Source organism: Fontibacillus panacisegetis (assembly GCF_900102215.1).
Taxonomy (GTDB): Bacteria; Bacillota; Bacilli; order Paenibacillales; family Paenibacillaceae; genus Fontibacillus; species Fontibacillus panacisegetis.
In genome coordinates this window covers 31,891-47,411 of record NZ_FNBG01000036.1, presented here as the reverse complement: position 1 = coordinate 47,411, position 15,521 = coordinate 31,891, and the positions used below count along the sequence as shown (strand labels likewise).

Sequence of the window (15,521 nt, the reverse complement as noted above, 5' to 3'; positions counted from 1 at the left end):
CATACTTTCCCTTATTGCTATATTTTATCTAGTACTGGAGAGGTAATTAATAAAGGAATAATTCAAGATAAAGAAGGAATTTACCAATTACTTCAGAAAAGTGATAGTAATATTAATGCAATTGGATAAGTTAAGCAAGACAAAATCAGAGCCATGTTTTTTGGTTATAAATTTATTAATTATTGAAAAGATAACGTTATCTCCCACCGTTCCGGTGAGTCCGAAGATAGCACAATCGCTGATATCGCGGTTGCAACTAACGCTGGCCAAATCAAAACTGGTGCACCTTCCCGTACTGACCGTATTGCGAAGTACAACCAATTGCTTCGTATCGAAGACCAATTGGGCGAGCTTGCTCAATACAACGGCTTGAAATCCTTCTACAACCTGAAGAGATAATCTTTGCCAATACATCTAACCCCCTGCTTATTTGTGGTAATTCACAATTAGCAGGGGGTTTTTAATTTTATTTACAGGCATGTATAATTAATATTTATCAGAATCGCCTTTATCTGGGCGGTTTTTTTATTTGTAAGAAAATTATCCAGTTACTTTAAGCCAAATACACCTCCAGATTGTCTAATAAATGTAAAGATAAAAGAGGAGAGGTGAGTGCGTATCAGGCGGTTAGTTCTAAAAGCTCAGAAGGAGAATGACAGGGCCTTTTTAAAGCTATTCAAACAATTTGAACAGGATATTTATCGCATGGCGTATGTTTACGTTAGGAATACAGAAGATGCCCTTGATGTAGTTCAAGAAGTGGCTTATCAGTCGTTTAAAAAGATAGATACCTTGCAACGACCAGAGTATTTCAAGACATGGCTGATGAAAATTACGATGAACAGTGCAATTAATTTAGTGAAAAAGAACAAAAAAGTAGTTCAACTAAAACCTGAGTTTGAAGAATTCGTAGGTTCGGATGATGGGGATATTTTACTTACACTATCATTACAAGAATTAATGGACACTTTGCAAGATGATGAGAAGAGCGTTATTTTATTAAGGTTTTATCATGACCATACATTAAAAGAAATATCAGAGATATTAGAAATACCGCTTGGAACTGCAAAATCAATCTTATATCGTGCGTTAAACAAACTGCGTAAAGATTTTAAGGAGGCTGGCAACTATGAATAGAAGTTTAAAAGAAGAGTTAGATAATATACAAACTCCGATAGAGATACATGAAATGAGTAAAATGGGCGTGAGAAAAGCGAAAGCTGAGATGGGAACAAAAGTAAGGGCATATGCAAGAAGACGATTAGTTACTGCAATCTTAGCAGTATGCCTAATCGTTCCAACAAGTGCGTTTGCTTATGAAGCACTTCTTGTTGACGGCTTATTTGGTTCATTTGATAATTTCAAAAAACATGCTGCAGGTGCAACGATGGAAGGATATTTATTGCTAAATGCTAAATTAACTCAGGCGAAGGGTGACCTGGGGCAGGAGCAATTTGGGCATTTTAAAGAGTTGTTAAAAGTAATAACCAGTGCCAAAATTGAATATGGAGATCAATATGGTAACATTGATTACTCTCAAGTACCTTCCGAAAAAATAGAAGAAATTAAGAATGTGATGTATGAAATTCAACCCTATTTTGACCAGCTGAACGGAGTGCAATCGAGTAAAGAAGTTTTAACAAGTGAAGAATATAAGCAGTATATTGATGCGCTTATGACTTATGAGCAAATATTGGTAGAAAGCGGGAATGATCTGAAAAATACTCCTTCAGACTTACAAGATGAATTAAATGAAGCAAGAGATGTTCTTTATTATGTGAGTGATAAACAATCGCAACATTCAAACTAAGAGAGGTATCATATTCAGAGCTAAGGCTCCATGTTTCGCCCGAAGGCAGGGCGGAAATGGGGCCTTATTTATATAAAAGCTCTTGGCCTTTTTGTTCAATTGAAGCTAATGCTTCTTGGATCTTAGTGTTGGAAAATGACTTGAATGATTCAAAAAAATCAGTAGAAATATCTAGAGCTTTCTTCGATATATAAGGGAGGATCAATCTGAAGAGTGGTAAGTGCTCTTAGGAAAATATTTGTTAAAAACGCATAATGTATATACATAGTTACACATTTATTGTATAATAATTACATTAAATGGTAAATTTTAATGATTGTAATAATAATTACATTGAAGAAATAAAAAGATAATTTCAGATTCATAGAGAGATGGGATTAGCAAAATTATTTATTATTTGGTAATGGGATTCCTAATTTAGAGCTAATGAGCAAAGATGGTTACTACAAAAATATGTATTTGACTCAAGCGAAGTGGTATATAGAAAACGATTCTAGCGAATATAAACAGAACGCAACATCTTTTTAAGAATATAATGTTTTGAGGAGAGTTTAGATTATGAAAAGATGGATTTCACTTCTTATAGTCATTATATTGATATCGGGGTGCATGAATAGAGCAGAGGAAAAGGATATAACACTTAGAGTTCTATATTTTGACACTGATGAATTTATGGTAAAATATGGAAGTATTTTCCACGCAAAGTATCCCAATATTAATTTTGAAGTCATACCATTGTCTGCATATTATAAAGAAGGGTTAAGTGAAAATACGCTTAAACAATTAATAAAATCTGAACAACCTGACTTAGTATATATAGATGAAACCTTTTTTGAGTCCATTATTTCTGAAGAAATATTGGTAGACCTTAACCCATATATTAACAATTCTAGTGATTTTAAAATTGAAGAGATTAATCCCAACTTGTTGGAATATTTGCGTTCAAAAGGTCAAGGTAAAATCTTCGCCTTATCACCAACGTTTTCGGCAAAGGCTTTATTTTATAATAAGACGCTATTTGATCAGTATGGAGTAGATTATCCGAATGATGGAATGAGTTGGGATAATGTCTTTAAGTTGGCTTCAACTATAACGAATTCTGCTCAAAATAAAAGTGATTTTGTTGGGTTATTCTATGATGATACTTTGTTTGGTATGGCAGTCGATATGGCGGCATCCCAAGGGGTTCGCTATGTGGATACACGGGGGAAGAATGCGACAATAAATACCTCAAGTTGGGAAAATATCTTAAACCCTATTCTGGAAGGGGCTATAGCTGGTACCTTGAAAACACGGGAAAATATTAATGAAATTGAAGTTAATCCTGGGAGTTTTCCATTTACTTCTGGAAGCATCGCTATGACGGTTGACTATTCTTATCTGATTGATGATTTATTAGATGCCGATTTTGAGTGGGATATTGTTACCGCACCGGTGGATCCTGCCTATTCTAAAAGTGCATCAGCTATTTCCCCAAATGCATTATTTGGAATTTATTCTGGATCAGACAAAGTGGAACAAAGTTGGAGATTCATTCAGTATATTAATGGCTCTGAGTTCGCAAACACTTACCAAATGAGTAATAATTATTCCGTACTCCTGTCACGTGAAGGATACAACAAAAGTATTGGTAAAAATCTAGAATCTTTTTATAACATTGCCCCCTTGGAAGTTCTCAATATTCCGTTAAGTTTAGAGCAAAGTGAGGAGATATTCAAAACTATTAATCAGGAGCTATGGGGAGCTATAAATAACGATATTAGTATGAAAGAACTATTATCTTCAATGCAACAAGAAATCCAAACTATTATTAATCGCTAGAAAGTAATTTTATAACGAATTTCATTTGTTTGGGGCAAGCTTGCTCAATGCTAATTCTGGATTATCAAGAGATATCTTAACAAGTGAAGAATATGAGCAATACATTGATGTGCTTATGACTTATGAGCAAATATTGGTATAAAGTGGGGATGGTCTAAAAAATACCCTTCAGACTTACAGATGAGTTATATGAAGCAAGAGGAGCTGTTTTTCGTTATGTGAATGATAAACAATTATAAGTTCAAACTCAAAACTAAGAGAAGGGTAATATACCAAAATAAGACTGCATGTTTGGCCTAAGCGAAGCATGCAGTCTTATTTAATGAAAGCTCTTGTTTTATTTTATGAACCAAGTCTCTATATGTCCAAATATTTAAGTAGACGTTTAAGTAATGAGTTTATATACTTATACTTAGAATCAAAAAATTTACCAAGGGTCTAAAGGGAATGCTACGGATATGAAATCAACGATTAAAGATGTTGCCAGAAAAGCTAATGTGTCAGTAGCAACTGTATCACGGGTGCTAAATAATCTTCCGGGATATTCAGAGGATACAAAGCGTACGGTGCTTCGAGTTATCGAAGAGTTAAAATATCAGCCTAATGCCATTGCGCGCGGGTTGATCAATAAACGTACACAGACGATAGGGGTATTGTTCCCGAGCGTATCAAGTGCATTTTCCTCGGAAGTTCTCCATGGTATCGAGCATTTTGCCCATGATGAGAATTACAGTATAGTCGTATGCAATACAGCGGAAGACGGAAGAAGGACGATGAAATATTTGCAGGTGCTTCGTGAAAAGCAGGTTGACGGGATTATTTTTTCGAGTGAGGTATTGAAGGAAGAATATTATGAAGCCCTGAAGGCGATGGATGTTCCGGTTGTGCTGGTTGCGACCCATTCAGAGTATAAATCCGTGCCCTATGTGAAAGTAGATGACTGGAAGGCATCCTATGAGGCTACCGAGTATTTAATTCATAAAGGTCATCGGCAAATCGCCATGATTGGTGGATACGAAGGAGACCCTATCGCCGGAAAACCGAGAATTGATGGATTTAAGCAGGCTTTATTGGACAACGGAATCACGCTTAGAGATGAACTTATTTTTGATGGAGGCTTCCGATTTGATCAGGCTACTGTCGCGGCAGAGAATCTGCTTTTGACCGCTCCGGAAGTAACGGCAGTATTTGCAGCCTCGGACGAAATGGCGATTGCCCTGATCTCTGTAGCAGCGAAACACGGGATTTCCGTTCCAGAACAAATTTCTGTCATTGGATATGACAATTTGAAATTGGCTGAAATGAGTAATCCACCTTTGACGACGATCGCTCAGCCACTCTATAAAATGGGAGAGCGTGCAGCCGACAAACTGATTTCTATGATTACATCGAAAGAAAGAGTTGTCAGTGAAATTGTGCCTCATAAGATTATAGAGCGCAATACCGTGAGAAAGCTGCCTTAATCTAACTATCACTTGATTAAATGCTTGAATTACCCCTTTTTAAAAGTTGCTAGAAATTAATATGGGGGGTATTTTTTTTATATCGAAAACGTTTACGTTGGCCGATAATATATAGTAATTAAAGGATGCAGGAGGAACCTTGATGGTGAAGAAATGGTGGAAAGAGAGCGTAGTTTATCAAATTTATCCGCGGAGTTTTATGGATAGCAATGGAGATGGCGTAGGTGATCTTAAAGGAATTATTAGCAAGCTGGACTATTTGAAAAACCTTGGTGTTGATGTGATATGGCTGTGTCCGGTGTATGAGTCACCAAATGATGATAATGGATACGATATTAGCAATTACCAGAGCATTATTGGCGAATTCGGTACAATGAAGGATTGGGAGGACCTGCTTGCAGGTCTGCATGATCGGGGAATGAAGCTGATTATGGATCTTGTTGTTAACCATAGCTCGGATGAGCATGCCTGGTTTGTAGAATCACGTAAGTCCAAGGATAACCCTTATCGCGATTACTATATTTGGCGCTCGGGTAAGGATGATCCTGAAGGTGACGGAGTTACGGAGCCAAATAATTGGGGTTCATTTTTTAGCGGATCGGCTTGGCAGTATGACGAGGCGACCGAGGAGTATTTCCTGCATATTTTCTCCAAAAAACAGCCTGACTTGAATTGGGAGAATGAGAAGGTTCGCAGAGAAGTGTATGACATGATGACATGGTGGCTTGATAAGGGAATCGACGGCTTCCGCATGGATGTTATTAATCTGATCTCGAAGGTTCCAGGCTTGCCGGATTCAAAAGAAGGGGAAAGCGGTTTTATTAACGGTCCACGTGTACACGAATTTATGCAGGAAATGAATCGTGAAGTCCTGTCGAAGTATGATGTCATGACAGTAGGAGAGACGTGTGATGTAACTCCGGATGATGCCATTTTATTTGCCGGAGAGGATCGCGGGGAGCTCAATATGGTGTTCCAATTTGAACTTATGGGTATTGATTCAGGGCCAACTGGTAAATGGGGGGTTGCTCCATGGAAGTTATCCGAATTCAAAAAAATTGTGAGCAAATGGCAGGTTGAGCTTCAGGGCAAAGCGTGGAACAGTATTTATTTGAACAATCATGATCAGCCGCGCCTGCTGTCCAGATTCGGTAACGATGGCGAACATCATAGTGTATCTGGTAAAATGTTGGCTACACTTCTGCATACGCTCCAGGGTACGCCATATATTTATCAAGGTGAAGAAATTGGAATGACCAATGTTCGCTTTGAATCAATTGACGAGTACAAAGATATAGAAACCCTAAATATGTATCGTGAATATAGAGATAACGGACATGATCACTCTGCAATTATGAATTCCATTTATGCAAAAGGCAGAGATAACGCTAGAACGCCTATGCAATGGAATGATGAAGCTAACGCTGGCTTTACGACGGGCACGCCGTGGTTAGCAGTTAATCCGAATTACAAGGAGATTAATGTGGAGTCGGCTCTGGCTGACGAAGGATCTATCTTCTATTACTATAAAAAATTGATCGAGCTACGTAAACGTCATGACGTGATTGTATATGGAGAATACGTTCTTATAGACGCGGAAAATGAACAAATCTATGCCTATACAAGAACGTTAGGCAAAGAGCAATTGCTTGTTATTCTCAATTTCTATGAGCATCCTGCGCGGTTTGTGCTTGATCGGGAGAAAGTTTCGTTTGATTCTAATACAGCAGAGCTGTTAATAAGCAATTATGACGTTCCGGCAAATCAGGATATCGATCAACTCACCTTACGTCCTTACGAAGCTCGGGTGTATAAGCTGACAGTAAATTGACATCTGAGAGTTAGTTCTATTCCTTTTATTAATAGTTGTTATTCTGTAATTGCTATGTTACAATTATAATGCTGTTTTTGAATGTAATTATGAGTTAGGAATATATGAGAGTTCTCACTTAGGAGGTGGATTGAATGGATATCTTATTGGAAGTGTTGCTCGTTATTTTCTCTATCGGTTTGATCGCGGTTGTATTGCTGCAGGAAGGGAAGAGCGCAGGGCTTTCCGGTGCCATCTCCGGGGGTGCGGAACATCTTTTTGGTAAATCTAAAGCACGTGGTATGGAACTTGTACTTGAGCGCGTTACAGTTGGCCTTGCCGCTGGATTCTTTATTCTCGCGATCGTCGTTGCCGTCGTGGTTGGTTAATTTACTCAATATAAAGCCTCGTTTCCAATAGGGAACGGGGCTTTTTTAAGATGATCTCTTTGTGGAAAAGGGATGCCGGAGAAGAATTTCGTGTATACTAAGGTTAGATTGTACCTATGTAAATGATGGAAAAAATTTAGACTACATACTGGTTTGGGGTAGTGACAAGCCGATTGAGGTGAGAGTGAGTATGATAACTGAAGCTGAATTGCTAAATTTTATGCGGGAAACGGCGTATAAGCCAATGACATATCAGGAGTTGGAAGAGCATTTTCAGATAGAGAAGGCGGATGATTTTAGGGAATTTCTAAAGCTGTTGAATTCTCTGGAACAGGAAGGAAAAATAATTCTAACCAGAACTCATCGTTACGGAGTACCGGAACGGATGGATTTGGTACGGGGTAGATTGCAGGCGCATGCCAAGGGTTTTGCGTTTTTGATCCCCGATGATCGGGAGCATCCTGATGTGTATATTCACGCCAATGATCTAAAAAGTGCGATGAATGGCGATACGGTACTTGTCCGAATTAGCTCCAAAAGTGTTGGAGGGGGCAAGCTTGAAGGCGAGGTTGTTCGCATCGTCATTCGTGCGGTAACTCAAATTGTTGGTGTATTCCAAAATTATGAGACGTATGGCTTCGTGTTGCCTGATGATAAACGGATTAATCGCGATATTTTCATTCCGAAGGAAGCCTTTGGAGGCGCTGTGGATGGTGAAAAGGTCGTTGTTCGTATCGTCAACTATCCTGAAGGACGCTCTGCTGCAGAAGGCGAAGTTACGGAAATTCTGGGCCATAAGGATGATCCAGGGGTAGATATTCTGTCGATCATTCGCAAGCATCAGCTGCCGGAAGCTTTTCCGGAGGATGTTATGGCAGAGGCGCAGGCCGCACCGGATACGATTGCCAAAGAGGAAATTGAAGCTCAGGGGCGTCGTGATCTTCGTAACAAGGTAATTGTGACGATAGATGGTGAGGATGCGAAGGACCTCGACGACGCGGTTAATGTAGAGCGACTGCCCAATGGGAACATTATGCTTGGTGTTCATATTGCCGATGTCGGTTATTACGTCCGCGAGAATTCGAAGCTGGATCAAGAGGCGTATAATCGTGGCTGCAGCGTGTATTTGGTAGACCGTGTCATTCCGATGCTGCCGCATCGTCTGTCCAATGGAATCTGTTCGTTGAATCCGAAGGTGGATCGGTTTACGCTGTCTTGTGAGATGGAATTTAATGAGCATATGAAAGTGGTAAGGCATGATATTTTTACAAGTGTGATTCGGACGACGGAACGTATGACATATACGAATGTTCGCAAAATATTGCAGGAGGAAGATCCTGAAGTTACAGAGCGCTATAGTGATTTAGTCGATACATTCCATTTAATGCGCGAGCTTGCCCTTAAACTGCGGTCTAACCGGATGCGTCGTGGTGCGGTTGATTTTGATTTTGAGGAATCGAAGGTCATTGTGGACGAGAACGGCAAGGCAGTGGATATTGTGAAGCGGGAACGCTCCATCGCCGAACAGATTATTGAGGAATTTATGCTTGCAGCTAACGAGACGGTGGCAGAGCATTTCCACTGGCTTAAGGTTCCTTTCATATACCGGATTCATGAAGACCCTGACCAAGAGAAGCTGATGAACTTTATGGCGTTTGTGGCGAATTTTGGATACGCGGTTAAAGGCGGAAAAGCTAACAAGGTGCATCCTCGCGCGCTTCAGTCTCTGTTAGAAGAGATTCAAGGTACGAAGGAACAGACCGTGATCAGTACGATGATGCTTCGTTCGATGAAGCAGGCAAAGTATGATGCAGAAAGTACGGGTCACTTTGGACTCGCTGCGGAGTTCTATACTCATTTCACTTCGCCGATTCGCCGTTATCCCGACTTGGTCATTCACCGCATTATCCGTGAAGTGATCGAGAACAATGGAGCTTTGCCGGATCAACGTATGGAGTACTTGGCTAGCCGGATGCACGATATCGCGCAGCAATCCTCTGAGCGTGAACGGGTTGCAGTTGATGCGGAGCGGGATACAGAGCAGATGAAAAAGGCAGAGTTCATGCTGGATAAGGTCGGAGAGGAATTCCCGGGCATTATCAGCAGTGTGACGAGCTTCGGAATGTTCATTGAGCTTGAAAATACAGTAGAGGGCCTGATTCGGCTAAGCGCGATGACGGATGACTATTATCACTTCCATGAACAGCACATGGCACTGATGGGTGAACGAACGTCAAAAATTTACCGCATCGGTGATGAGGTGAAGATTCGAGTTGCCCGAGTGAACATGGATGATCATACGATTGATTTTGAGATGGTTGATATGAAGCCGCGCCGCCGTGAGGATGAAGGCTCAGGCGAGTGGAGAAGCGGCCGAGGCGGCGGACGCTCAGGACGTAGTGATTCACGCGGGGATGCAGGGCATAGGCAGAGCGGTGGTAAACGAGGCGGCAAGTCTGGAGGCCGCGATGGCGGTAAGGGCAAGGGCAGCTTTGCTTCAAGCGGCAAAGCTGGCAAAAGCGGCAAGTTCGGCGGTAAAGGTGCAAAAGCCGGAAGTGGTAAAGGCGGCAAGGGCATTAATGCAAATGCCCATGATGGTGGCGCAGGCGGAAAGCGTGAAGGTGGTGCGCCTGCCGTGAGCTTTGGCTTTGGTTCCGGGAAAGGCGGCTACGCCTCTGGCCCGGCTGTGAGCCGCGATGGTGGCGGTGGGTACCGCACCGAATCGGGCTCTGGCACTGGCTCGCGGCGGAAGAAAACATCCGCGAGCGGGATTTTCACCGGCGGCGGAAGCGCCGGTGAGAGCAGCGCGTCCTCCCCGCGTAAAAAACGGGGCGGCAAGGGCAAAAGCAACAGCACGGCTGCTTTTGTACGCAAGAAGAAAAAATAGCTGCTTAGCAAAAATAGCAGGTCGTGTATCACAGCTTCGTGTGGTCCCGACCTGTTTGTTTTGTTTTCAAGTGAGAGAGAGGAGAGTCATTGCACTCATTGGAAAAGTGTTCAGTGTCCACCTTTTAAAAAACAATTCTCTGGAAAGTCCATGGTCCGAGGACAACAGGGTTGAGATCTTATTGCCACCTGCGTTATAGTCGGCATTCTTGATTTTGCGCTATATAGTTGATACAATAAATTTCTAGTATGCACGAGGATTCGTGAGGAGGATGAGCATGGCGAAGAAAAATGATGGTAAAGTACTGGCTCAGAACAAAAAAGCTTCCCATGACTACTTCATCGAAGACACTTATGAAGCGGGTATGGTGCTGACGGGTACTGAAATTAAGTCGATACGTAACGCCAGAGTGAATATTGGGGATGCCTTTGCCACGATTCGTAATGGCGAGATTCAAATTCATAACATGCACATTAGCCCTTTTGAACAGGGGAATCGTTATAATCCAACCGATCCGACTCGAACTCGCAAGCTTTTAATGCACAAGGTGCAGATCAATAAGCTGCTTGGATTGTCCAAGCAAGAGGGTTACTCGATCGTGCCGCTCAAGATTTATATTCGCAACGGTTATGCGAAGCTGCTGCTTGGTCTTGGTAAAGGTAAGAAGCAATATGACAAGCGTGATACCGCGGCTAAAAGAGATGCTCAACGTGACATTCAGCGTGCTCTGCGTGAGAAGCAGAAAGTGGCACGGTAAATAGATGCATATTGAAATGCAAAAAACCTCAGATTAACAACGACATGTGATCGTTGCGAATCTGAGGGTTTTATTTTACAGATTACATGGAGGTTGTTTTTTTTGTTCCAACTGATAAAGGACTGCCAAGGTGCTGATGATCGTGGCAAATGCCATCATAAGATGTGTTGCGTGATTTTTTAATAAACGGTTGATATTCATGGTATCCCCCAAATCTTCTTTTTATAACCATTTATATCGGAGGCTGAAGGTTGATCCTGTAGGATTTTTTATATAATCACACAAAAGCAGGGAATAGCTGCCTCGACTTGCTTTCCTCTGTACGAGTTGATACAATTATGGTCTATCTACCAGCAACTAACCAGACATGCGACGAGATATGTGTGGTATACTGAATTTAGTTATTTCGGTAGTAAAATTACAACTTCATGCAAGAAGCACTTATGCTCGATAGTGAACTGGCATTTCCGATGCCAACCCATCGAGTCGCCGTTGAAAGGCTAGCGGTTCGTGAAAGATTACGACCGATTATCCATTTTACGGGGGCGTTTTTGGATTCGACGGGGGTAGTTCGAGCATGGGTAGCGGGTAGTGGGGACGCGTCCGCTTTATCAACGCTAAAGCCTATTAAACGGCAAACAAAACAACAACTTAGCTTTCGCAGCTTAATAACCTGTGAGCTAGCTCTACCTCTGCATCGCCCATGTGCCGAGACTAGGGCCCAACTTTAGTGGGATACGCTGTCACATCTCCGCCTGGGGTGTGCTGAAGAAGACAATCAGGCTGACCCAAGCGATAGCCTGTTACGGGGCGCTTGCTAGGGTGACATCAAAACCGTGACTACACCCGTAGACACCTATGTGGCGTTGCCTTCGGACAGGGGTTCGACTCCCCTCGCCTCCACCAACATGTAGAACCCCGACCGCAAGAGGTCGGGGTTTTTGCTATTTTAGAGAGTAGAATCAGTGATGGTGAATTTTAACAGATACATGTAATGCTATTTGTACCAGAAAGACCGCTTCAAACTTTCAAAACCTGACGAATCCAGTGGGCCGTTTGTTCGGGACGTTCAATAGGAAATTGATGGCCATATGGAATACGAGTAATATCGAGGTGTTCATATGACTTTGGAATATGATGTGCTTTGTCCATGTGTCCCCATAATATGTTGACTTTGGTCTCATCCCACCTCTTAGGATCCAGTTGAATGGACTTCGATTGTGTTAACCATGACATGACCGCGGCGTTAGTCGTGCGGATGCGGGGTGATTTTAAATCACGAACCACATCATGTACATAATCCTCTAAATATTTGCTAGATGCTATGAAATTTTTGCTTTGAAGCAGCTCTCTTTTCAGTTTGGCAGGCTTCACATATTTTAAAATGAGTTTTGTAACACCTTGAATTTTGTATTTAGGTTTTATAGGATGCAAGACAGGCTGCAGCATAATGAGCTGATGGATCAGTGAAGGCTGGCGTTGCATGACTCGGGCGGCAATCAAACCGCCAAATGAATGGCCAACCAATATAACGGGTCTATTCAACTCGATAATCATGGCTGTTACACTGTCTACATAGCCTTCTATAACAGAAGGTTCATGGTGGTATGGAGTGCGTCCAAATCCAGGCAAATCAATGAGCCATGTATTAATATCACTTAAGGATCCTGCGATAGGCAATAGGACATCCGCACCGCTAAACGTCCCATGAAGAAAAATAACAGGTATGCCATGCATATCTTTTTCCAATGAGATTAAATTCGTTCTTCTTCGTTGAGAAAAGCTCTCCTGCCGATTCACTCCTAAATGATTTAACCGATAATCCAGATCGCTTACTATAAAAGGCAGTGTAGATGGCGCGATGGAAAATTTCATCTCACTCATTTGTTCAATTTCTAATTTAGTGTTGACGGGAAATTCTGATTTTACAAGAAAGTTCATGGACTCCGTTGGAATACCAAGAAGCTTCCCAACACCCATTCCAAGAATGGTTTTTAATAATGGAAGAGATACCCTTCCAAAGGGCTTGGCAGTTTGCAGTTCTTTTGCAATGAGTTGAATCAAGACTCGAATTGATGGACTCGCTTGTTTAGTATCTAATAGATAGTAGGTATTACTTGATAATCCTTCTGTATGAGCAAGCTTTGCAATAAATGAGGCAACATGATCAATGTGTACCATGGGCAACCAGTAGTCGTCGCCACCTGGAACGAGCGGCATAAGGTTTCGCCTCACGGCATCGATTAAGATACTAAGACCTCCAAGCTGTTCCGTCTTCCCTGAGAAGGAATTCCCAACGACGACACTAGGATTAACTGTAGATAATGGGATGTTCATAGCATGAAGAGATTTACGTATATAGGAGTCCGCTAGAAACTTCATTTTTTCATAGGGCGGTTCTTTATCTAGCAGGTGATCCATATCCGACATTGCATTTTGTTCATGATAAGGACTCATGAAACCTACGACATGGATGAAATGCTTTAAACCTTTTGCGTAGTGAATATCTCTGGCCAGCTGAACAAGGGATTTGGCTGGATAGAGAAATGATTGCTCTGCTTCACTGAGGCTTAACTCGATATTCATGGGGCCGCCTGCATGGATGATCAGATCCGTGGCAAGCATTTGCTTATAGCTAGTATCATCTAAACCTAATCTGGGTTTAGTTAGATCACCAATGACTGGCAGGATGTTAGGCTGTTGATCGGTCGGTAATTGGTTTACGATTGCATGCAAACGGCTTTTTTGACGTACGAGTACATAAACTTGGTGCTGAGAAGCCAATTCAGAGAGCAGATGTCTTCCGATAAAACCAGTTCCACCCGTTAAAAAGATATTCATTATAGAAATCCTCCTTTATCATTTTTTAGTACTAATCAGTACTAATATAACTAAAAAAATTACTTTAGCAATGAAGCTAAAGCAGGATAAACGGCTTTGATGATATCTGGATTATTAGAAGCTTGAGCTAAGAAAAGAGCACCCTCGATAGAGGAGACGATGAGTGCAGCTGTTTGCTTGACGGGGAGTTCTGTCTTTAGTTCTTGCTTCGCAATCCCTTCGGCTAAAATCAATTCAACGGCCTGAAACTGTTGTTCAAAAAAGCTTTTGATTCGATCTCTGACTTCGATAGCTTCAAGGGGTGTTTGCGTGTAAAGGGTTAGGAACGGACAGCCGCCAAGGTAATTATTTTGTTCCGTATTATCGGTTAGGATGATGAGTAACGCTTCTAATTTTTCTAGAACAGTGGTATCACTGTGAGACAGGATTTGATTAATACGTTGCTCATAATGTGAAATCAACTGATCAACTGTAGTGAGGAGCAGTTCCTCCTTACTCTTAAAATAGTAATAAATATTGGTTTTTGAGACTTTGCTATGTGCGACTATGTCGTCCATGCTTGTCGCTTGAAAACCCTTGGTAAGAAACAATGTGAAAGCTGATTGCAGCGCAATGTCTTTATTGTTGAGTATATTTTTTCTCATATTAGTACTATATAGTACTAATGATCAACAGTCAAGCAATGTTGAGATGGTTAGGCGAAACGATCATAATAACGATGGGTTCGAATAAAGGGGTGATACTAAGGTGACATCAAAACTGCAGCTACACCCGTAGAAAGCCGTGTGGCGTGATCTTCGGACAGGGGTTCAAATCCCCTCGCCTCCATATGTTAAATCCACAACCGAATCCGGTTGTGGATTTTGCGTTTCCTGGACATGCAGCTTTAAGATAATGTCAACATGCTCTTATATACAATCATTTTTTTATATATCTAGCGATGAACTTTCTAATCTCTAATCGCTGAAACATTCTTGTCAGCGACAACGCCTTTGAAGCTAGCTAGCAAATTTCATAGAGACTTCTCTATGAAGACTCTTTGCAGTTGATTGGATTAACACCCTGAGATGTAGCGTTGATTGAAAACTTCTGTCTTTCTAAAGCATGTAAAGAAGTAATCTTTTTACTTTTGATGTACAATTGGAACATATTATCAAAAAGGGGAGATAATTCTTGAATCTACTTAAAGGGCAAAAGATAGAAATTACAAAAGGTAGAAAGTTATCCGTCCTTAGCTTTCAATTTGGTTGGACGATGAAGAAAGCGACGATGAGCATCGATGCAGCTTGTTTTATTTTATCGGAGAAAGGTCGATGCGAGCGGGATGAGGATTTTATTTTTTACGGGAATCCCTTTGATCATTATGGTGCAGTTGCACATAGTGCAACTGCTCAAGAGGACCAAGAGACTATTGAGCTACATCTATCGAAACTGCCGAAAAGCGTTGCAAAAGTAGCCCTTTCTGTGACTATTCATGCTGGGGACGAGCAGGGGCATACGATAAGTGATGCGTCAGACTTTTATTTACGGCTTGTAGATACGATTACGGGAGAAGAATTATTTCGTTTTGAATATGGGAATGATCTGTCAAAGGAAACAGCGATTGTCGTGGGCGAGTTGTATCGATATAACGAGGAATGGAAGTTTAATGCCATTGGCAGTGGATTCTATGGGGGTTTGGCCGCGCTGTGCACGAATTATGGGCTTGTAGTCGAGCAGTCGGAAGAGGTTGTCGAGGCTGTA

At 41.5% G+C, this 15,521-nt stretch carries 11 protein-coding genes, 1 other RNA gene and 2 pseudogenes; 12 read left to right on the top strand and 2 right to left on the bottom strand.

Features of this window, described 5'->3' with window-relative positions; genetic code table 11:
• Nucleotides 1–195: 195 nt before the first annotated feature.
• The 11 genes and pseudogenes from eno to ssrA form a co-directional block, all read left to right on the top strand.
• Nucleotides 196–399 (top strand): annotated as a pseudogene (gene eno, locus BLS49_RS21395) (phosphopyruvate hydratase); the annotation flags it as partial.
• 213 nt (nucleotides 400–612) lie between these two features.
• A complete protein-coding gene (locus BLS49_RS21390; protein ID WP_245742667.1) occupies nucleotides 613–1,137 on the top strand; it encodes a sigma-70 family RNA polymerase sigma factor in 525 nt (174 codons plus the stop codon).
• Nucleotides 1,130–1,810 (top strand): DUF3600 domain-containing protein, encoded by a 681-nt coding sequence (locus BLS49_RS21385; protein WP_091235607.1) that lies wholly within the window; start codon nucleotides 1,130–1,132, stop codon nucleotides 1,808–1,810. The genes BLS49_RS21390 and BLS49_RS21385 overlap by 8 nt, the downstream gene beginning before the upstream one ends.
• A 558-nt stretch (nucleotides 1,811–2,368) precedes the next feature.
• Nucleotides 2,369–3,631 (top strand): ABC transporter substrate-binding protein, encoded by a 1,263-nt coding sequence (locus BLS49_RS21380; RefSeq protein ID WP_091235605.1) that lies wholly within the window; start codon nucleotides 2,369–2,371, stop codon nucleotides 3,629–3,631.
• A 25-nt stretch (nucleotides 3,632–3,656) separates the two neighbouring features.
• On the top strand, nucleotides 3,657–3,773 hold the full coding sequence (locus BLS49_RS25830) for a DUF3600 domain-containing protein (RefSeq protein WP_139173165.1): 117 nt from the start codon (nucleotides 3,657–3,659) through the stop codon (nucleotides 3,771–3,773).
• A 316-nt stretch (nucleotides 3,774–4,089) separates the two neighbouring features.
• Nucleotides 4,090–5,094, top strand: a complete 1,005-nt coding sequence (locus tag BLS49_RS21375; RefSeq protein WP_091235603.1) for a LacI family DNA-binding transcriptional regulator — start codon at nucleotides 4,090–4,092, stop codon at nucleotides 5,092–5,094.
• Between the two features lie 142 nt (nucleotides 5,095–5,236).
• On the top strand, nucleotides 5,237–6,925 hold the full coding sequence (locus BLS49_RS21370) for a glycoside hydrolase family 13 protein (protein ID WP_091235601.1): 1,689 nt from the start codon (nucleotides 5,237–5,239) through the stop codon (nucleotides 6,923–6,925).
• Nucleotides 6,926–7,059: 134 nt separating this feature from the next.
• Entirely contained in the window at nucleotides 7,060–7,293 is a 234-nt protein-coding gene (secG, locus tag BLS49_RS21365) for a preprotein translocase subunit SecG (RefSeq protein ID WP_091235600.1), read from the top strand.
• A gap of 190 nt (nucleotides 7,294–7,483) precedes the next feature.
• Nucleotides 7,484–10,180 carry a ribonuclease R gene (gene rnr / locus BLS49_RS21360; protein WP_091235598.1) on the top strand — a complete coding sequence of 899 codons (2,697 nt, stop codon included), beginning with the start codon at nucleotides 7,484–7,486 and terminating at the stop codon, nucleotides 10,178–10,180.
• A 277-nt stretch (nucleotides 10,181–10,457) separates the two neighbouring features.
• A complete protein-coding gene (gene smpB / locus BLS49_RS21355; RefSeq protein WP_091235596.1) occupies nucleotides 10,458–10,937 on the top strand; it encodes an SsrA-binding protein SmpB in 480 nt (159 codons plus the stop codon).
• Nucleotides 10,938–11,478: 541 nt separating this feature from the next.
• Nucleotides 11,479–11,843, top strand: a transfer-messenger RNA (tmRNA) gene (gene ssrA, locus BLS49_RS21350).
• 114 nt (nucleotides 11,844–11,957) lie between these two features.
• Here the strand turns inward: ssrA and BLS49_RS21345 are convergent.
• Together BLS49_RS21345 and BLS49_RS21340 are read right to left on the bottom strand one after the other, a co-directional pair.
• Entirely contained in the window at nucleotides 11,958–13,778 is a 1,821-nt protein-coding gene (locus BLS49_RS21345; protein ID WP_091235594.1) for an alpha/beta fold hydrolase, read from the bottom strand.
• Between the two features lie 59 nt (nucleotides 13,779–13,837).
• Nucleotides 13,838–14,422 (bottom strand): TetR/AcrR family transcriptional regulator, encoded by a 585-nt coding sequence (locus tag BLS49_RS21340; protein WP_091235592.1) that lies wholly within the window; start codon nucleotides 14,420–14,422, stop codon nucleotides 13,838–13,840.
• 529 nt (nucleotides 14,423–14,951) lie between these two features.
• Here BLS49_RS21340 and BLS49_RS25405 point away from each other — a divergent pair.
• Nucleotides 14,952–15,467: pseudogene (locus BLS49_RS25405) on the top strand (TerD family protein); the annotation flags it as partial.
• Between the last annotated feature and the right edge of the window lie 54 nt (nucleotides 15,468–15,521).

Bases quoted from the DNA above. Each gene is read 5' to 3' on its own strand.
- BLS49_RS21385 (WP_091235607.1), top strand. From the start codon at position 1,130: ATGAATAGAAGTTTAAAAGAAGAGTTAGATAATATACAAACTCCGATA.
- BLS49_RS21380 (WP_091235605.1), top strand. From the start codon at position 2,369: ATGAAAAGATGGATTTCACTTCTTATAGTCATTATATTGATATCGGGG.
- BLS49_RS21375 (WP_091235603.1), top strand. From the start codon at position 4,090: ATGAAATCAACGATTAAAGATGTTGCCAGAAAAGCTAATGTGTCAGTA.
- BLS49_RS21370 (WP_091235601.1), top strand. From the start codon at position 5,237: ATGGTGAAGAAATGGTGGAAAGAGAGCGTAGTTTATCAAATTTATCCG.
- secG (WP_091235600.1), top strand. From the start codon at position 7,060: ATGGATATCTTATTGGAAGTGTTGCTCGTTATTTTCTCTATCGGTTTG.
- rnr (WP_091235598.1), top strand. From the start codon at position 7,484: ATGATAACTGAAGCTGAATTGCTAAATTTTATGCGGGAAACGGCGTAT.
- smpB (WP_091235596.1), top strand. From the start codon at position 10,458: ATGGCGAAGAAAAATGATGGTAAAGTACTGGCTCAGAACAAAAAAGCT.
- BLS49_RS21345 (WP_091235594.1), bottom strand. From the start codon at position 13,778: ATGAATATCTTTTTAACGGGTGGAACTGGTTTTATCGGAAGACATCTG.
- BLS49_RS21340 (WP_091235592.1), bottom strand. From the start codon at position 14,422: ATGAGAAAAAATATACTCAACAATAAAGACATTGCGCTGCAATCAGCT.